Below are 13,639 nucleotides of genomic sequence, written 5' to 3'. Positions count from 1 at the left end.
GGCGCGGAAAACTTCTCAAGATTTCTGAGGGTCTGTGTCGATCCGGCACGGGGGCCGTTCGACGCATCAGTGGAAGGACACGACACACCTGGAGGACACAGTGAGCACCGCAACCGCTTCCGCGACGAAGACCCGCAAGTTCGCCATCGGCCGCTACGCCACCGTCGTCACCCGCGTGCTGACCGGCCTGCTCTTCGCCACGACCGGCCTGAACGGCTTCATCATGTTCATGCCCGCCCCGGACCCCAGCACGATGGCACCCGAAGGTGTGGCCTTCAGCGGCGCCCTCTACGCGACCGGGTACATGTTGCAGCTCGCGTCCGGCGTCCAGTTGCTCTCCGGCATCCTGCTGATCGTCGGCCGGTTCGTGCCGCTGGCGCTGGCGCTGCTGGCACCGATGGTCGTGAACATCTTCCTGTTCCACGTCTTCCTGGAGCCCAGCGGCATGGTGATGGCGCTGCTCGTGGTCGCCGCCGAGATCGGCCTCGCGTGGGCCTACCGCGACAAGTTCCGCCCGATGCTGCAGGCCTCCTGAACGCACGAAAACGCCGCCCCCTGATGTCAGGAGGCGGCGTTTTCGTGCGTCGGAAGGCTAGTGGCCGCCCGACTCGTGGTTCTCGCTCGTGCGCTTGTGGTCGGACGGCGCCATGGGCACCTCCAGCGTCAGCGAGCCGGCCTTCTCGAAGAGGAACGTGATCTTGATGGTCTGGGCCGCCACGACCTCGCGGTTCAGGTTCTTGAGCGTGCAGCGGATCTGCAGCACCTCAAGATCCGGGTCCACCGCCGTCGGCGCGGCGGAGGAGTTCGACGGGCGGCCCGTCGAGGACGCGGCGGACGACGCAACCGAGGACGGCGGCACCGAGCCGGTGGACGAAGGCGCGCCAGACGAGGACGACGGCGGCACCGAGCCGGACGACGACGGAACACCCGAGGTCGGCGCGACCGACGAGGCAGCGGAGGACGAAGGCGCGGAGGTCTTCGCCGGCGCCTTCGAGGCGTCGTACTCGGCCCGCAGCGCGTACTGCGCCGGGATGTCCTTCGAGCCGACGACCTCTGCCTCGGCGTCGGAGGCCTCGGACTTGATCGACAGCAGCTTGTCCGGGGTGGACCCGGTGTTCGCGATGACGAACGTCAGCGGTACGTCCTCACCGTCCTTGTACCGGTTGCCGTCCGCGGGGAAGGCGAGCATGGCGTTGCGCACCGCGATCGGGCCGGCGTTGCCGCTCGCACCGTCGACGGCGGCCACCTGGGTGTCGGTCTGGGTGACCTGACCGGCGCTGCAGCCGACCGCCACCAGGCCGAGGCCAGCGGCCAGCGCTGCCGTCACGATAAACCGGCGAGACACTCCTGAATTCACGGCTCCAGCGTCCTTCCTAGGGAACAACCACCAGGCAAGGAGCCTAACCGGGACCCGAATCGAGGCCGCGTCGGGCTGCCAGTCGATCTTCGATGAGACGTACCTTGCACGCGAACAGGTGGTTTGTCAACCCCCCGCATGGCCCTGACCAGCACTAACGGATCTTCGAGCAGCAATCGGAGGGTTGCTGGACGTGTTAGGATGGAGGCATCGAAAGGGGCAGAGGACACATGGTTTTCAAGGTCGGAGAGACCGTCGTCTACCCGCACCACGGTGCCGCTCTCATCGAAGCAATCGAGACCCGCGTGATCAAGGGCGAGGAGAAGAAGTACCTCGTTCTCAAGGTAGCGCAGGGCGACCTCACCGTTCGGGTTCCCGCTGACAACGCCGAAATCGTAGGCGTGCGTGACGTTGTCGGCCAGGAAGGGCTCGACAAGGTTTTCGAGGTCTTGCGTGCTCCCCACACCGAGGAGCCGACCAACTGGTCTCGGCGGTACAAGGCCAACCTTGAGAAGCTCGCCTCCGGCGACGTGAACAAGGTTGCGGAAGTGGTGCGCGACCTCTGGCGGCGCGAGAAGGATCGCGGGCTTTCCGCCGGCGAGAAGCGGATGCTGGCGAAGGCGCGGCAGATACTGGTCAGCGAGCTGGCGCTGGCCGAGGGCACCGACGAGGACAAGGCCGAGGTTCTCCTCGACGAAGTTCTCGCCACTGCCTCATAGTTCTCGACAAGTTCTCAACAAGAGCATCGGATGTAAGTCGCGAACATGAGTGTTGTCGCGCTCGTGCCCGCGGCAGGGCGAGGTGAGCGTCTGGGCTACGGGATGCCCAAGGCGCTCGTGCCGGTCAACGGTGTACCGCTGTTGACGCGTGCAGTGCAGGGTCTGTTCGAGTCAGGCCAGGTTCAGCACGTGGTCATCGCCGCTCCACCGTCCGATGTGGATCAAGTGCACACCGCAACCGCCTCGCTGGCCCCGGCCGGCGGGGCGGTGCACGTGCTTCCAGGGGGCTCGCAGCGCACCGACTCGGTGCGGCTCGCCCTCGAACACGCGCTCCGCGTGATTCCGGACACCTCGATCGTGCTGGTCCACGACGCTGCTCGTGCCTTCACCCCTCCCGAGGTCATCGCCGGTGTCGTCGCCGCCGTGCGCGGCGGGTACGACGCCGTCATCCCGGTGCTTCCGGTCGCCGACACGATCAAGCAGGTGGACGAGGCCGGAGTGGTCGTCTCCACACCTGATCGAGCCGCGCTGCGGGTCGTACAGACCCCGCAGGGTTTCCGCGCCGAGACTCTCAAAGCCGCCTATTGCTCCGGTATCGCCGCGACTGACGACGCTGCTCTCGTAGAGCAGAACGGTGTCGCGGTCCACACCGTTCCCGGGCACCCCCACGCCATGAAGATCACCACGCCGTTCGACCTCGCGGTCGCGGAAGCACTGTTCAGCGGAGGCCAGGAGTGAGGATCGGCCAGGGCGTCGACGTCCACCCGATCGAAGCGGGTCGTGAGTGCTGGATCGCCGGGCTGCTGTGGGAGGGCGTCGACGGGTGCGCAGGCCACTCCGACGGCGACGTGGCCTCCCACGCGCTGTGCGACGCGCTGCTGTCCGCGGCGGGCCTGGGCGATCTGGGCGCCGTCTTCGGCACGTCGGACCCACGCTGGTCGGGCGCGCACGGCGTGGTCCTACTGACGGAGGTGCGTCGCCTCATCGAGGAGGCCGGCTTCCGTGTGGGAAACGCCACAGTGCAGGTCATCGGTAACGAGCCGCGCATCGGCAAGCGCCGCGAAGAGGCCCAGCAAACGCTTTCCGACGCGATCGGCGGCCCGGTCTCGGTGGCCGGCACCACCACGGACGGCCTGGGTCTCACCGGGCGAAACGAGGGCATCGCGGCGATCGCGACAGCCCTGCTGTTCCCCCTGGCCTGACCACCGCCTAACGCGGCTGCCTCTGCGCGGGCACCTTCAGCACGGCCGTGCCGCCCTCGAGGTCCACCCGGCTGCGCGGCGGTGCGTGGTCGCCCTCGTCGTCGCGCAGCTGCCGTTCCTCCTTGCGGAACTCCAGTTCGTCGCGCTTGCCCGCCTCGAAGGTGGCGCCGAGCTCGCTGATCCCTGCCGTCGACATCGGCGTCCCCTTCCTGCCGCGGAAGAACCGCTCGATGACCGCGAGGAAGAACAACGCCGCGACCAACGCGGGTAACGACATCGCGAAAAGGAACCCCAGGCTCATACCTACCCAACTCCCCGCACAGCGGTGTGGTTCCCGCCACTAACATGCGCCTCGTGCCCAAGTACGACGTGTGCCTCTCCTTCGCCGGCGAAGACCGCCCCTACGTCGACGAGGTGGCCCGCCACCTCACCGAGCTGGGCGTGACCCGCTTCTACGACACCGACGAGCAAGCCGATCTCTGGGGCAAGAACCTCATCGAGCACCTCGACCAGATCTACCGCCACGACTCGCGCTTCTGCGTGATGTTCGTGTCGGAGCACTACGCCAGGAAGATGTGGACCAAGCACGAGCGGCAGTCCGCGTTCGACCGCGCGCTGGTCTCCGACACCGAGTACGTGCTGCCGGTCCGGTTCGACGACACCGACCTCCCGGCGCTGCGGGTCGGCACCGGTTACCTCGACCTGCGCCGCCTCACCCCGCGCGAACTGGCCGGGATGATCGCGAAGAAGGTCGGCGCCGCGGTCGCCGCACCGCCGGCGGGCTGGGAGTACCAGCTGTTCTCCGACACCGTGGGGCTGCACATGCGCAACCTCAAGGACAAGCGGATCAGCCACGAGATGGGCTTCGCCGCGGCCGGACGGACGATCACCACGGACACCGACGCGCTGGACTACTTCACGGCGCGTTCGCGGACGTTCGACGGGATCATCAACGCCATCTCGGACCTGCTCTCGCCGGGCAGGCAGCAGTGGGCGTTCGGACCGGCGGGCCGGCCGGGCGACAAGGACAAGATCCGCCTGCTGGCGAACCGCTTCGTGGAGCAGTACGAGAACCTGCTCGACTGGTCCGCCGACCTGCGCGGCACCACGACGCCGGACCGGTTCACCGCCCTCTACGCCACCGCCGCGCAACTCCCCGACCAGCCGCTCAAGCAGATCGAGCAGTTCGTCGAGGAGTTCACGGCCGCCAGCGAGCGCGGTGCGGGCGATCTGGAGCTCACCCTGTCCTACGACATGTCACCGGTCGAGGCCGAGCTCAAAAAGGTCCAGACCACCTAGCCGTTCGGCACGTAGAGTCGGGGGCGTGACGATCCGCGCCGCGCTCTTCGACTTCTCCGGCACGCTGTTCCGGCTCGAGCATCCCGAGCTCGAGTCCAACGGTGCCCTGATGCGTGCCCTCACGGCCCCGGTCGGCATCGCCGACGGCATGGACCCCGAACTGGTGGACGCCTGGCACCGCCGCGACCTCGACCCCGACCTCCACCGCTGGGTCCACGTCAGGGTCCTGAAGGACTCCCTGGTCGCGGACGCCGAGGCGTTCTACGACCAGCTGCTGAACCCGGAGTCGTGGGTGCCCTACCCGGACACCAGGGCCACGCTGGAACACCTGAAGGACGTCCCCGTCGCGGTCGTCAGCAACATCGGCTGGGACATCCGCAGCGTCTTCGAGCTGCACGGCCTGACGCACCTCGTGGACGAGTTCGTGCTGTCCTACGAAGAAGGCGTCATCAAGCCGGACCCGAAGATCTTCACCACCGCGTGCGAACGGCTGGGCGTCGATCCCCGCGACGCCGTGATGGTCGGCGACAGCGAGGAGGCGGACGGCGGAGCCGAGGCGATCGGTTGTGCCTTCCGGCTCGTCAACCCGGTTCCTACGAGTGACCGGCCAAATGCGCTGTTGGATGTGGCCCGTACCATTCCCGTGTGAGCCTCCACATCTACGACACGGCGAGCCGGTCCATGCGGGAGTTCCACCCGCAGGTCAACGGAACGGCGTCGATCTACGTGTGTGGGGCGACCGTGCAGGGTGTGCCGCACATCGGCCACGTCCGCAGCGGCCTGAACTTCGACGTCCTGCGCCGCTGGCTCGCCCGCGACGGCGCTGACGTCACGCTGGTCCGCAACGTCACCGACATCGACGACAAGATCCTCACCAAGGCCGCCGAGCACGACCGGCCGTGGTGGGAGTGGGCGTACACGCACGAGCGCGCCTTCGAGGCCGCCTACGACGCGCTGGGCTGCCTGCCGCCGTCGTACGCGCCGCGCGCCACCGGCCACGTCACGCAGATGGTCGAGCTGATGCAGCGGCTGATCGACAAGGGCCACGCGTACGACGTCGGCGGCGACGTCTACTTCGACGTGCGCTCGTTCCCCGAGTACGGCGCGCTGTCCGGGCAGCGGCTCGACGGCGTGGAGCAGGGTGAGACGGCGGTGCGCGGCAAGCGTGACCCGCGCGACTTCACGCTGTGGAAGGCCGCCAAGCCCGGCGAGCCGTCCTGGCCGACGCCGTGGGGCGACGGCAGGCCCGGCTGGCACCTGGAGTGCTCGGCGATGGCCACGACGTACCTCGGCGGCACGTTCGACATCCACGGCGGCGGGCTCGACCTGATCTTCCCGCACCACGAGAACGAGCAGGCCCAGTCGCGCGCGGCCGGTGACGGCTTCGCGAACTACTGGATGCACAACTACTGGGTGACGCTGTCCGGCGAGAAGATGGCCAAGTCGCTCGGCAACACCGTCTCCATCCCCGCGATGCTGGACAAGGTCCGCGCGCAGGAGCTGCGGTACTACCTGGTGGCGCCGCACTACCGTTCGCACATCGAGTACTCCGAAGAGGCGTTGCAGGAGGCGGTGACGTCCTACGGGCGCATCGAGTCGTTCCTGCGCCGTGTCGCGGAACGCGTCGGCCCGATCGAGCGCGAGGGCGACATGTGCCCGGACTTCGTCGTGGCGATGGACAACGACCTGAACACGCCCCAAGCCGTGGCGGCACTGCACAACAAGGTGCGCCAGGGCAACACCGCACTCGCCGACGGCGACCACGAGACGGCCCGTGCGGCCGCCGAGTGCGTGCGCCGGATGGCTGACATCCTCGGCGTCGACCCGTTGTCGCCGAAGTGGAACGACGCCTCGTCTGCCGATCTCGGCATGCGGCAGGCGTTGACCACCCTGGTGGATCGGCTTCTCGTCGAACGCCAGGACGCCCGCAAGAGCAGGGATTTCGCGCGCTCCGACGCACTGCGCGACCAGCTGCACGACGCGGGCATCGCCGTCGAGGACACCCCCGACGGTCCGCAGTGGACTTTGAAGGACGACTGACTTCCGTGGCTGGCAATTCCAAGCGCAAGGGCGCGATGCGCAATCCGGGCTCGAAGAAGGGCGCGGTCACCGGCTCCGGCGGCCAGAAGTCCAAGGGCCTGCAGGGCAAGGGTCCGACGCCGAAGGCGGTCGAGCGACCGAACCACCCGGCGTACCGGAACGCCAAGATGGCGGCGAAGTCCAGTGCCGCCAGGACCCAGCGCAGGCAGACGAAGGAAAAGGCCTCCGCCGAGACCGTGGCGGGCCGCAACCCGGTCGTGGAGTGCCTGCGCGCGGGCACGCCCGCTACGGCGCTGTACGTGGCTCTGGGCATCGACTCGGACGACCGCGTGGCCGAGGCCGTGAGCCTGGCCGCCGAGCGGGGAATCTCCGTGCTGGAGGTGTCCCGCGGTGAGCTCGACCGGATCACCGGCGGCGCCATGCACCAGGGCCTCGGCCTGCAGGTGCCGCCGTTCGAGTACGCAACCCCGGACGAGCTGCTCGAACTCGCCCAGCGCGCCGGTACGCCGCCGCTGCTGGTGGCGCTCGACGGCGTGACGGACCCGCGCAACCTGGGTGCCGTGGTGCGGTCCGCCGCGGCGTTCGGCGCGCAGGGCGTCGTGGTGCCACAGCGCCGCAGCGCGTCGATGACGGCGGTCGCCTGGCGCACGAGCGCGGGCACGGCGGCGAAGATCCCGATCGCGATGGCCACGAACCTCACCCGCACGCTGCGCGACTGGGCCGAGGCCGGCCTGATGGTCGTGGGTCTCGACGCGGACGGTGACGTCGACGTCGACGGTCTGGACCTCGCGACGGGCCCGCTCGTCGTCGTGGTGGGCTCGGAGGGCCGCGGCCTCGGTCGTCTGGTCAAGGAGACCTGCGACCAGACCGTGTCGATCCCGATGGCCACCGGCGTCGAGTCGCTCAACGCGTCCGTCGCGGCGGGTGTCGTGCTGGCCGAGGTCGCCCGCCGCCGCCGTATTGCGGCCAAGGGCTGAAAACCCTACTGACGGGGCTTGTCCGACAGTTGTCTGACGTTATCGGCCGGTGCGCGACGCCAATCGCGTTCATTGCCGACGTTAGTGATCGTTTTCCCGCCTGCGAAACCGGTTTCGTCACGCGGGCGGGGAAACGAGATCTCCACACTTGCCAGAACTTCACGACTGATCGCGATGACAAACGGCGTGGCCCATTTCGCGCCGCTCCCGGGCGCGGGTACCTTCATCTTGATCGCAATTCACCTGTCCGGCCGTGCCGGAGTCGGGGCTGGTTGGACCGGTTGGCGGAGCAACGGACACCCGTTTGGCACCAGCTGACACACAACGTGACCATTTGGGGTCCAATCAGGCGAGCCCGAGGTCAACTGTGAAGAAGATCAGCTAGACGTTTTGCTATTGTAACTACTTTAGGTAACTGCCCTGCTCCGTTTAGGTACACACTGTGGTAGGACAGACGTTGAACGGTCAGGCAGCTTCTACCGTGATTGTCGATAGGAATTGATTACCACCGGCGGGGGCGACGTGACTCGGCGTAGGACGAATCGGGACGTGCCGATTCACCGCGCGCGGGCAGCGACCCCGCGAGGTACCGCATGACGACCCGCGGCACCCTGCGCGAGCTCGTGGCTTTGCGCGAGTTCCGCGCCATGTGGATCGGTTCGACGGTATCGACCGCCGGTGACCAACTCGCGGCGGTCGCACTATCACTGCTCGTATTCGAACGAACACGATCCGTTGCCGCGACCGCCCTCACGTGGTCGCTGACGCTCTTCCCGCCGTTGATTTCGGGCCCGTTGCTCGGCTGGGTGGCCGACCGGTTCCCGCGCCGCACGGTAATGGTGACGACGGCCTGGTTGCAGGCAGGGTTCATGGCGGCGATGGCCATTCCGGGCATGCCGCTGTGGGCCATGATCGTGCTGCTGGTGGTGGTCCTGGCGATCTCCTCGCCGTACCTCGCGGCCCAGGAGGCGAGCCTCCCGCACGTGCTGCCGCCGAAGCGCTACGACGACGGGGTGGCGTTGTTCGGCACGTCCGTCGACATAGCGCAGATGGCAGGCCTGGCGGCCGCCGGCTTCCTCGTCGCGCACACCAGTCCGGGCCTGGCGCTGGCGGTCAACGCCGTCACGTTCGCCGCCCTGGCGATCCTGGTGCAGACGTCCGTGAAGCACCGCCCGGCGGCGGACCCGCTGGGCCGCAAGAAGAAGGACGACGAGGAACAACCTCGCGGCGTGCTGACGCTGATGGTGTCCGAGCCGCGCCTGAGGACCCTGCTGGGCGTCCGCATGCTCGCGGGCCTCGCGATGGTCCCGGAAGGCCTCGCGATCCCCCTGGCGGCCAGTCTGAACGCGGTCTGGGCGGTCGGCCTGATCCTCGCCATCGAACCCGCCGCGAACGTGCTGGGCGTGGCGCTGCTCTTCCGCCTCGTCCGGGATCCGGCTAAACGAGAACGGCTCATCGGCCCGCTCGCGATCCTGTCGCTGGCGCCGTTGATCCTGTTCGCTCTCAACCCGAACCTGACCTGGACGATCGTTTTGCTGGTGTTCGCCGGTATAGGCGGGGCTTATCACACACCCGCTCGTTCGGCGTGGATGCGGCTGCTACCGGACCAGTACCGCGGCAGGGCCTACGGCATTGGGCGCGCGGCGCTGCGTTCGAGCCAGGGCGGAGGAATGGCGCTGGCCGGTGTCGTCGCCAGTTCCATCGGATCGGTGACTGCCACGATCGCGGGAGCGGGCGGAATCGGACTGCTGCTGGCGACGCAGGCGACCTTCGCCTGGCGACGTGCCCGGGGTCGCGACGACACGAAGGCGGTGGCAATCTGAAACAGAACGGTCACCAATAGCGATATCCGTCGTAGAGGCACCATGATGATCGAGGTGCGAGAGTGAAGCCGAGTAGAGGAAGGGCGGCGTTCAGAAGTCCCGGTTACACATGGAAGGACACCTCCTCGTTGCGACGAGCGGCAGCGTGGTGGTCTACGACCTGGTCAGCGGCGGCTTGGCTCATGACGTTCCATGAGCGTAGGGGGTCGTGGTGAAGAACAGTTTGACTGATCGCAGGCGATCGCGGGCATTGGGCTTGACTCCGATTCGCAACTGGGACCTTTGGACCGTTGCGCCTAGTGCGATCGCGTACTTTTTCGTGCTCGAAGCGGCCGTAGCCGTAGCCGCCATTTGGCTCCTGACGAGGCTTACCGCCGTTTCGACCGACGACTGGCTCCGCTTCGGCGCGCTCATCGCCGCGATCACCATCCACCTGACCGTCGTGCGCAGAGCCGAAGAGGCACGCCGCAACGAGGCCTCAGGCCCCCACATCGACCTCACCTCGGTCTGGACCTTCGCCGCCGCGGTGGCACTTCCCGGCGGCCTGGCCGTGATCGCCACGATCTGGATGCGCATCCTGATCCAGCCGATCGCCCGCCGTCAGCCCTACCGCTTCGTCTTCGGCACCGCCTCCATGCTCGCCTCCACACTTCTGTCGTGGGCATTGGTGCACCTGTCGGGTGTTTCTCTGGCGGCCACCGGAAACATCCCGACGGACCTGAGCCTCGTCCTGATCCTCGCGATAGCCGCGGTCGTCTACTGGTTCGTCCAGGTGATGACCGTCGCGGCCGCCTTCAAGATCGTGACGCCGAACTCGAAGGTCCTCGACTTCCTCGGCTCCAAGGTCGACAACATGCTCGAAATGAGCACCCTCGGCGCCGGCGCCATGCTCGGCATGCTGATGACGAGCCACTGGGTGGGCCCTCTGCTGCTCACCGTCCCGGTGATCCTGGTGAACGCGTTGTTGTCGAGGGCAGGCGAGCGCCGAACCCACCTGGAACGCCTGCTGCGCGAGCAGGAACAGCTGCACCAGCGCCTGGCCGCGGACGCCCACACCGACTACCGGACGGGCCTGCTGAACACGAACGGCCTGGCCGAGTACGCGGGCCGCCTGGCCGAACGCTGCCGCCTGGACGGCGAACCGATGACCGTCCTGGTCATCGACCTGGACCACTTCAAGCGCATCAACGACACCTGGGGCCACCCGGCGGGCAACGCCGTGCTGGCGGAGGTGGGCCGAATCCTCCGCGAAAAGCTCCGCCCTGGAGACGTGGCGGGCCGGGACGGCGGCGAGGAGTTCGTGGTAGCGCTGAAGAACACCCCGGTGGCCCAGGGCGTGACGATCGCCGAACGTATCCGCGAGGCCATCGGCTCCCTGGCCGTCCCGACGACCGACAAGCACCGCAACGTGGTCACGCTCTACGGCCGCGAGATCCAGCCCCCGGAACCGGAAGGCGAGTCGCTGCAGGCGATCTCGGCCTCCATCGGCGTGGCGGTGATCCCGGACAACGGCCCGGACATGGCCATGGCCCAGCACTCGGCGGACGCAGCCCTGTACAAGGCCAAGGAGAACGGCCGTAATCAGGTGCGGGTGGCAGGCCTGGACATCCCGCCGCGGCTGATGCCGGCGCCCCGCCAGGACGAGGCGACCAAGCCGATCACCTCACGCACTGCGTGAACGTCGCCAGGACACGGCCCGGCAGACCAGGTAGATCACGAAGCTCACGGCCGTCACGAGGGCGCTCACGGGAAGCGCCGGTACGAGCGACAGCAGGATTCCTCCCACCGCCGCGAGCTCGGCGAAGACGACGGAAAGAACCGTGGCTCGCAACGGCGACGCGGTGAGGCGCATCGCGGCGGCCGCCGGCGTGATCATCAACGCCAGCACCAGCAACGCGCCCACGACCTGAACGGACAGCGCGGTCGCGACACCGACCAGCACCGCGAACACGACCGACAGCGTTCGCACCGGAATCCCGCGCGACACCGCCACGTCCGGGTCCACCGACGCGAAGAACAACGGCCGGTAGATGAACGCCATCACCACCAGGACGGCGATGGACGAGATCACCAGCAGCTTGAGGTCCGTCGAGTCGACCCCGACGATCTGACCGGTCAGCAGACCGAACTTGTTGGACGCACGCCCTTTGTAGAGCGCCAGCATCAGAATGCCCATGCCGAGCCCGAACGCGAGGATCGCGCCGATCACCGAGTCGCGGTCGCTCTCGCGCCGCGACAACACCCCGAGCAGCACCGCGGCGATGATCGACCCGGCCAGCGCGCCGTACCCGATGCCGATGCCGAGCAGCAACGCCGCCGCGCCACCGGTGAACGCGAGCTCGCTGGTGCCGTGCACGGCGAAAGCCATCTTGCGGGTCACCACGAGCGGCCCCAGCACGCCGGCGACCAGGCCCAGCACGGCGGCCGCGATCAGCGCGGTCTGTACGAAGTCCAGTTCGAGCAGGTCGAGAAAGCTCACGACGCGGCCTCCGCCGACAGGTGGTGCGTCTGCTCCTCGCAGGCGCCGGCGCCGACCACCAGGATCTGGTCGCGCACCCGCACGACCTCGACCGGCGTCCGGTACAGCTCGGACAACGTGCGGGAGTTCATGACCTCTTCCGGCGTACCGATGCGGAACCGCCCGCCCACCAGGTACAGGACCCGATCGACGAGCGGCAGCACGGGATTCAGTTCGTGCGTCACAAAGAGGACGGCGGTGTCGGACTCACGACGCCGCTTGTCGATCAGTTCGGTGACGACCCGCTGGTTCGCAAGGTCCAGCGACAGCAACGGTTCGTCGCACAGCATCACGGTCGGGTCGCCGACCAGGGCCTGCGCGACGCGCAACCGTTGCTGCTCACCGCCGGACAGCACCCCGATGGGCGAGTCCGCGTACCGCGTACCGTCCACGGCCTCGATGGCCGCGTCGACCCGGATCCTGCGGTCCTGACGGCCGCGCAGCCCGAAACCCCACCGGTGGCCGTCCAGGCCCAGCCCGACGAGATCACGGCCGCGCAACGTCATGGACTGGTCGAGCGCTCGCTGCTGCGGGATGTACCCGATGGCCTGGTTGCCGCCGGCGATCGAGACCGTGCCCGCGGACAACGGCTGCAAGCCGAGCAGCACCCGCATCAGGCTGGTCTTGCCGGAGCCGTTGGGCCCCAGGACGGCGAGGAACTCACCGGGTTCGACGTCGAGGTCGAGCCCGTCCCACAGCACTCTGTCCCCGTAGGACAGCCGGGCCCCGCGCAGCGAGATCGCGCTCATGCCTTGAGCGCCCGCGAAAGCTCGTCGACCTGCTTGCTCATCCAGTCAAGGTAGCCGGTCACACCCTCGGGCAGCGTCTCGGTGACCGCGACGACCGGCACGCCCGCCGCCTTGGCCTTCTCGACCACGCTCTTCGTGACCTGGTTCTCGGTCTGGGTGTTCTCCACCAGCACGTTGATCTGCTTGCCCTCGACCAGCTGGTTCATCTCCGCGAGCGCGGCGGCCGGCACGTCCGACTCCTCCTCGATGGCCTTGCTGAACGCCTCGGGCGTCACGTCCTCGGCGCCGGACTCGTCGAGCAGGTAGTGCGCGATGGGCTCGGTGGCGGCGACCTTCTTGCCCTGGCCGACGCCGGCGATCTTCTTCTCGAGCTCCTCGAGCTTGGCGGTGAAGTCCGCCGTGTTCTTCTCGAACGTCGTCTTCTTGTCCGGCGCGATGGCACCGAGCTCGTTCGCCGCGGCCTCGGCCACCGCCTGCACGGTGTGCAGGTCGTACCAGACGTGCTCGTTGACGCCGTGGTCGTGACCGTCGGCGTCGGGCGCCCCGGTCTGCGGCTCCGCGTGGTTGTCGCGCAGCGGGAAGGCCTCGATCTTCCTGGTGGCGTCGCTGGTGATCAGCTTCGCGAAGAAGTCGTCGTAGCCGCCGCCGTTGAACACGACCAGCTTGGCGTCCTTGACCAGCGCCGCGTCCGCGGGCTTGCTCTCGTACGAGTGCGGGTCGGCCGACGGGTCGTCCAGCAGGGCCTTGACGTCGACCTCGTCGCCGCCGACGGCCTTGATGACGCTGCCCCACACGTTCGTCGAGGCGATGACCTCGATCTTGCCGCTGTCAGCGGACGGCGTCGTCGTGCCGCAGGCGGCCAGGCTTGCGACGGCGAGAGCGCCGACCAGAGCGTTGCGGAGAGTCATCACGCCGTCCCTCGATCAGGTAATGGAAACCGTTGTCGAGTTCAGTT

15 protein-coding genes are annotated in these 13,639 nt (G+C 68.0%); 10 read left to right on the top strand and 5 right to left on the bottom strand.

Translation table 11 applies throughout. The annotated features are described in order from the left end of the window. Positions 1-100 precede the first annotated feature (100 nt). Positions 101-535: a hypothetical protein gene (locus BLR21_RS21500; RefSeq protein ID WP_090007816.1), complete on the top strand. Its 435-nt coding sequence runs from the start codon at positions 101-103 to the stop codon at positions 533-535. A gap of 57 nt (positions 536-592) precedes the next feature. Here BLR21_RS21500 and BLR21_RS21495 read toward each other — a convergent pair whose 3' ends face one another. Next, positions 593-1,327 (bottom strand): hypothetical protein, encoded by a 735-nt coding sequence (locus BLR21_RS21495; protein WP_090007601.1) that lies wholly within the window; start codon positions 1,325-1,327, stop codon positions 593-595. A gap of 260 nt (positions 1,328-1,587) precedes the next feature. On the opposite strand from BLR21_RS21495, the gene BLR21_RS21490 reads away from it, so the two are divergent. From BLR21_RS21490 to ispF, 3 genes are read left to right on the top strand one after another with little or no spacing between them, the layout of a single operon-like run. After that, a complete protein-coding gene (locus BLR21_RS21490; protein ID WP_012782996.1) occupies positions 1,588-2,076 on the top strand; it encodes a CarD family transcriptional regulator in 489 nt (162 codons plus the stop codon). Positions 2,077-2,121: 45 nt separating this feature from the next. After that, a complete protein-coding gene (ispD, locus tag BLR21_RS21485) occupies positions 2,122-2,814 on the top strand; it encodes a 2-C-methyl-D-erythritol 4-phosphate cytidylyltransferase (protein ID WP_090007600.1) in 693 nt (230 codons plus the stop codon). Further along, complete coding sequence (gene ispF, locus BLR21_RS21480; RefSeq protein WP_090007599.1) at positions 2,811-3,278, top strand: 2-C-methyl-D-erythritol 2,4-cyclodiphosphate synthase; 468 nt, start codon at positions 2,811-2,813, stop codon at positions 3,276-3,278. Before ispD ends, ispF begins: the two co-directional genes overlap by 4 nt. A 7-nt stretch (positions 3,279-3,285) precedes the next feature. Here ispF and BLR21_RS21475 read toward each other — a convergent pair whose 3' ends face one another. Further along, complete coding sequence (locus BLR21_RS21475) at positions 3,286-3,579, bottom strand: DUF6191 domain-containing protein (protein WP_090007598.1); 294 nt, start codon at positions 3,577-3,579, stop codon at positions 3,286-3,288. 53 nt (positions 3,580-3,632) lie between these two features. Between BLR21_RS21475 and BLR21_RS21470 the strand changes: the two genes are divergently transcribed. From BLR21_RS21470 to BLR21_RS21445, 6 genes are all read left to right on the top strand, one after another. Further along, on the top strand, positions 3,633-4,577 hold the full coding sequence (locus BLR21_RS21470; RefSeq protein ID WP_176929728.1) for a toll/interleukin-1 receptor domain-containing protein: 945 nt from the start codon (positions 3,633-3,635) through the stop codon (positions 4,575-4,577). A gap of 25 nt (positions 4,578-4,602) precedes the next feature. Beyond that, positions 4,603-5,226 (top strand): HAD family hydrolase, encoded by a 624-nt coding sequence (locus BLR21_RS21465; protein WP_090007596.1) that lies wholly within the window; start codon positions 4,603-4,605, stop codon positions 5,224-5,226. After that, complete coding sequence (gene cysS / locus BLR21_RS21460) at positions 5,223-6,617, top strand: cysteine--tRNA ligase (RefSeq protein ID WP_090007595.1); 1,395 nt, start codon at positions 5,223-5,225, stop codon at positions 6,615-6,617. Before BLR21_RS21465 ends, cysS begins: the two co-directional genes overlap by 4 nt. 5 nt (positions 6,618-6,622) lie before the next feature. Continuing rightward, positions 6,623-7,594: a 23S rRNA (guanosine(2251)-2'-O)-methyltransferase RlmB gene (rlmB, locus tag BLR21_RS21455; protein WP_090007594.1), complete on the top strand. Its 972-nt coding sequence runs from the start codon at positions 6,623-6,625 to the stop codon at positions 7,592-7,594. A 593-nt stretch (positions 7,595-8,187) separates the two neighbouring features. Next, the gene (locus BLR21_RS21450) at positions 8,188-9,417 is read left to right on the top strand and encodes an MFS transporter (RefSeq protein ID WP_090007593.1); all 1,230 of its coding nucleotides are present in this window, start codon (positions 8,188-8,190) and stop codon (positions 9,415-9,417) included. A gap of 319 nt (positions 9,418-9,736) precedes the next feature. After that, entirely contained in the window at positions 9,737-11,095 is a 1,359-nt protein-coding gene (locus BLR21_RS21445) for a GGDEF domain-containing protein (RefSeq protein WP_256334842.1), read from the top strand. Here BLR21_RS21445 and BLR21_RS21440 read toward each other — a convergent pair. From BLR21_RS21440 to BLR21_RS21430, 3 genes are read right to left on the bottom strand one after another with little or no spacing between them, the layout of a single operon-like run. Beyond that, a complete protein-coding gene (locus BLR21_RS21440; protein ID WP_090007592.1) occupies positions 11,081-11,896 on the bottom strand; it encodes a metal ABC transporter permease in 816 nt (271 codons plus the stop codon). The two genes, BLR21_RS21445 and BLR21_RS21440, sit on opposite strands and share 15 nt — an antisense overlap. Beyond that, positions 11,893-12,684 (bottom strand): metal ABC transporter ATP-binding protein, encoded by a 792-nt coding sequence (locus tag BLR21_RS21435; protein WP_090007591.1) that lies wholly within the window; start codon positions 12,682-12,684, stop codon positions 11,893-11,895. The genes BLR21_RS21440 and BLR21_RS21435 overlap by 4 nt, the downstream gene beginning before the upstream one ends. Beyond that, entirely contained in the window at positions 12,681-13,592 is a 912-nt protein-coding gene (locus tag BLR21_RS21430) for a metal ABC transporter solute-binding protein, Zn/Mn family (RefSeq protein ID WP_090007590.1), read from the bottom strand. The genes BLR21_RS21435 and BLR21_RS21430 overlap by 4 nt, the downstream gene beginning before the upstream one ends. Positions 13,593-13,639: the final 47 nt, after the last annotated feature.

Source organism: Lentzea albidocapillata subsp. violacea, from assembly GCF_900100275.1.
Taxonomy (GTDB): Bacteria; Actinomycetota; Actinomycetes; order Mycobacteriales; family Pseudonocardiaceae; genus Lentzea; species Lentzea violacea.
This window is presented reverse-complemented; position numbering and strand designations above follow the sequence as displayed.

Coding starts and splice junctions, on each gene's coding strand:
- BLR21_RS21490 (WP_012782996.1), top strand. CDS start 1,588: ATGGTTTTCAAGGTCGGAGAGACCGTCGTCTACCCGCACCACGGTGCC.
- ispD (WP_090007600.1), top strand. CDS start 2,122: ATGAGTGTTGTCGCGCTCGTGCCCGCGGCAGGGCGAGGTGAGCGTCTG.
- BLR21_RS21475 (WP_090007598.1), bottom strand. CDS start 3,579: ATGAGCCTGGGGTTCCTTTTCGCGATGTCGTTACCCGCGTTGGTCGCG.
- BLR21_RS21450 (WP_090007593.1), top strand. CDS start 8,188: ATGACGACCCGCGGCACCCTGCGCGAGCTCGTGGCTTTGCGCGAGTTC.
- BLR21_RS21435 (WP_090007591.1), bottom strand. CDS start 12,684: ATGAGCGCGATCTCGCTGCGCGGGGCCCGGCTGTCCTACGGGGACAGA.
- BLR21_RS21430 (WP_090007590.1), bottom strand. CDS start 13,592: ATGACTCTCCGCAACGCTCTGGTCGGCGCTCTCGCCGTCGCAAGCCTG.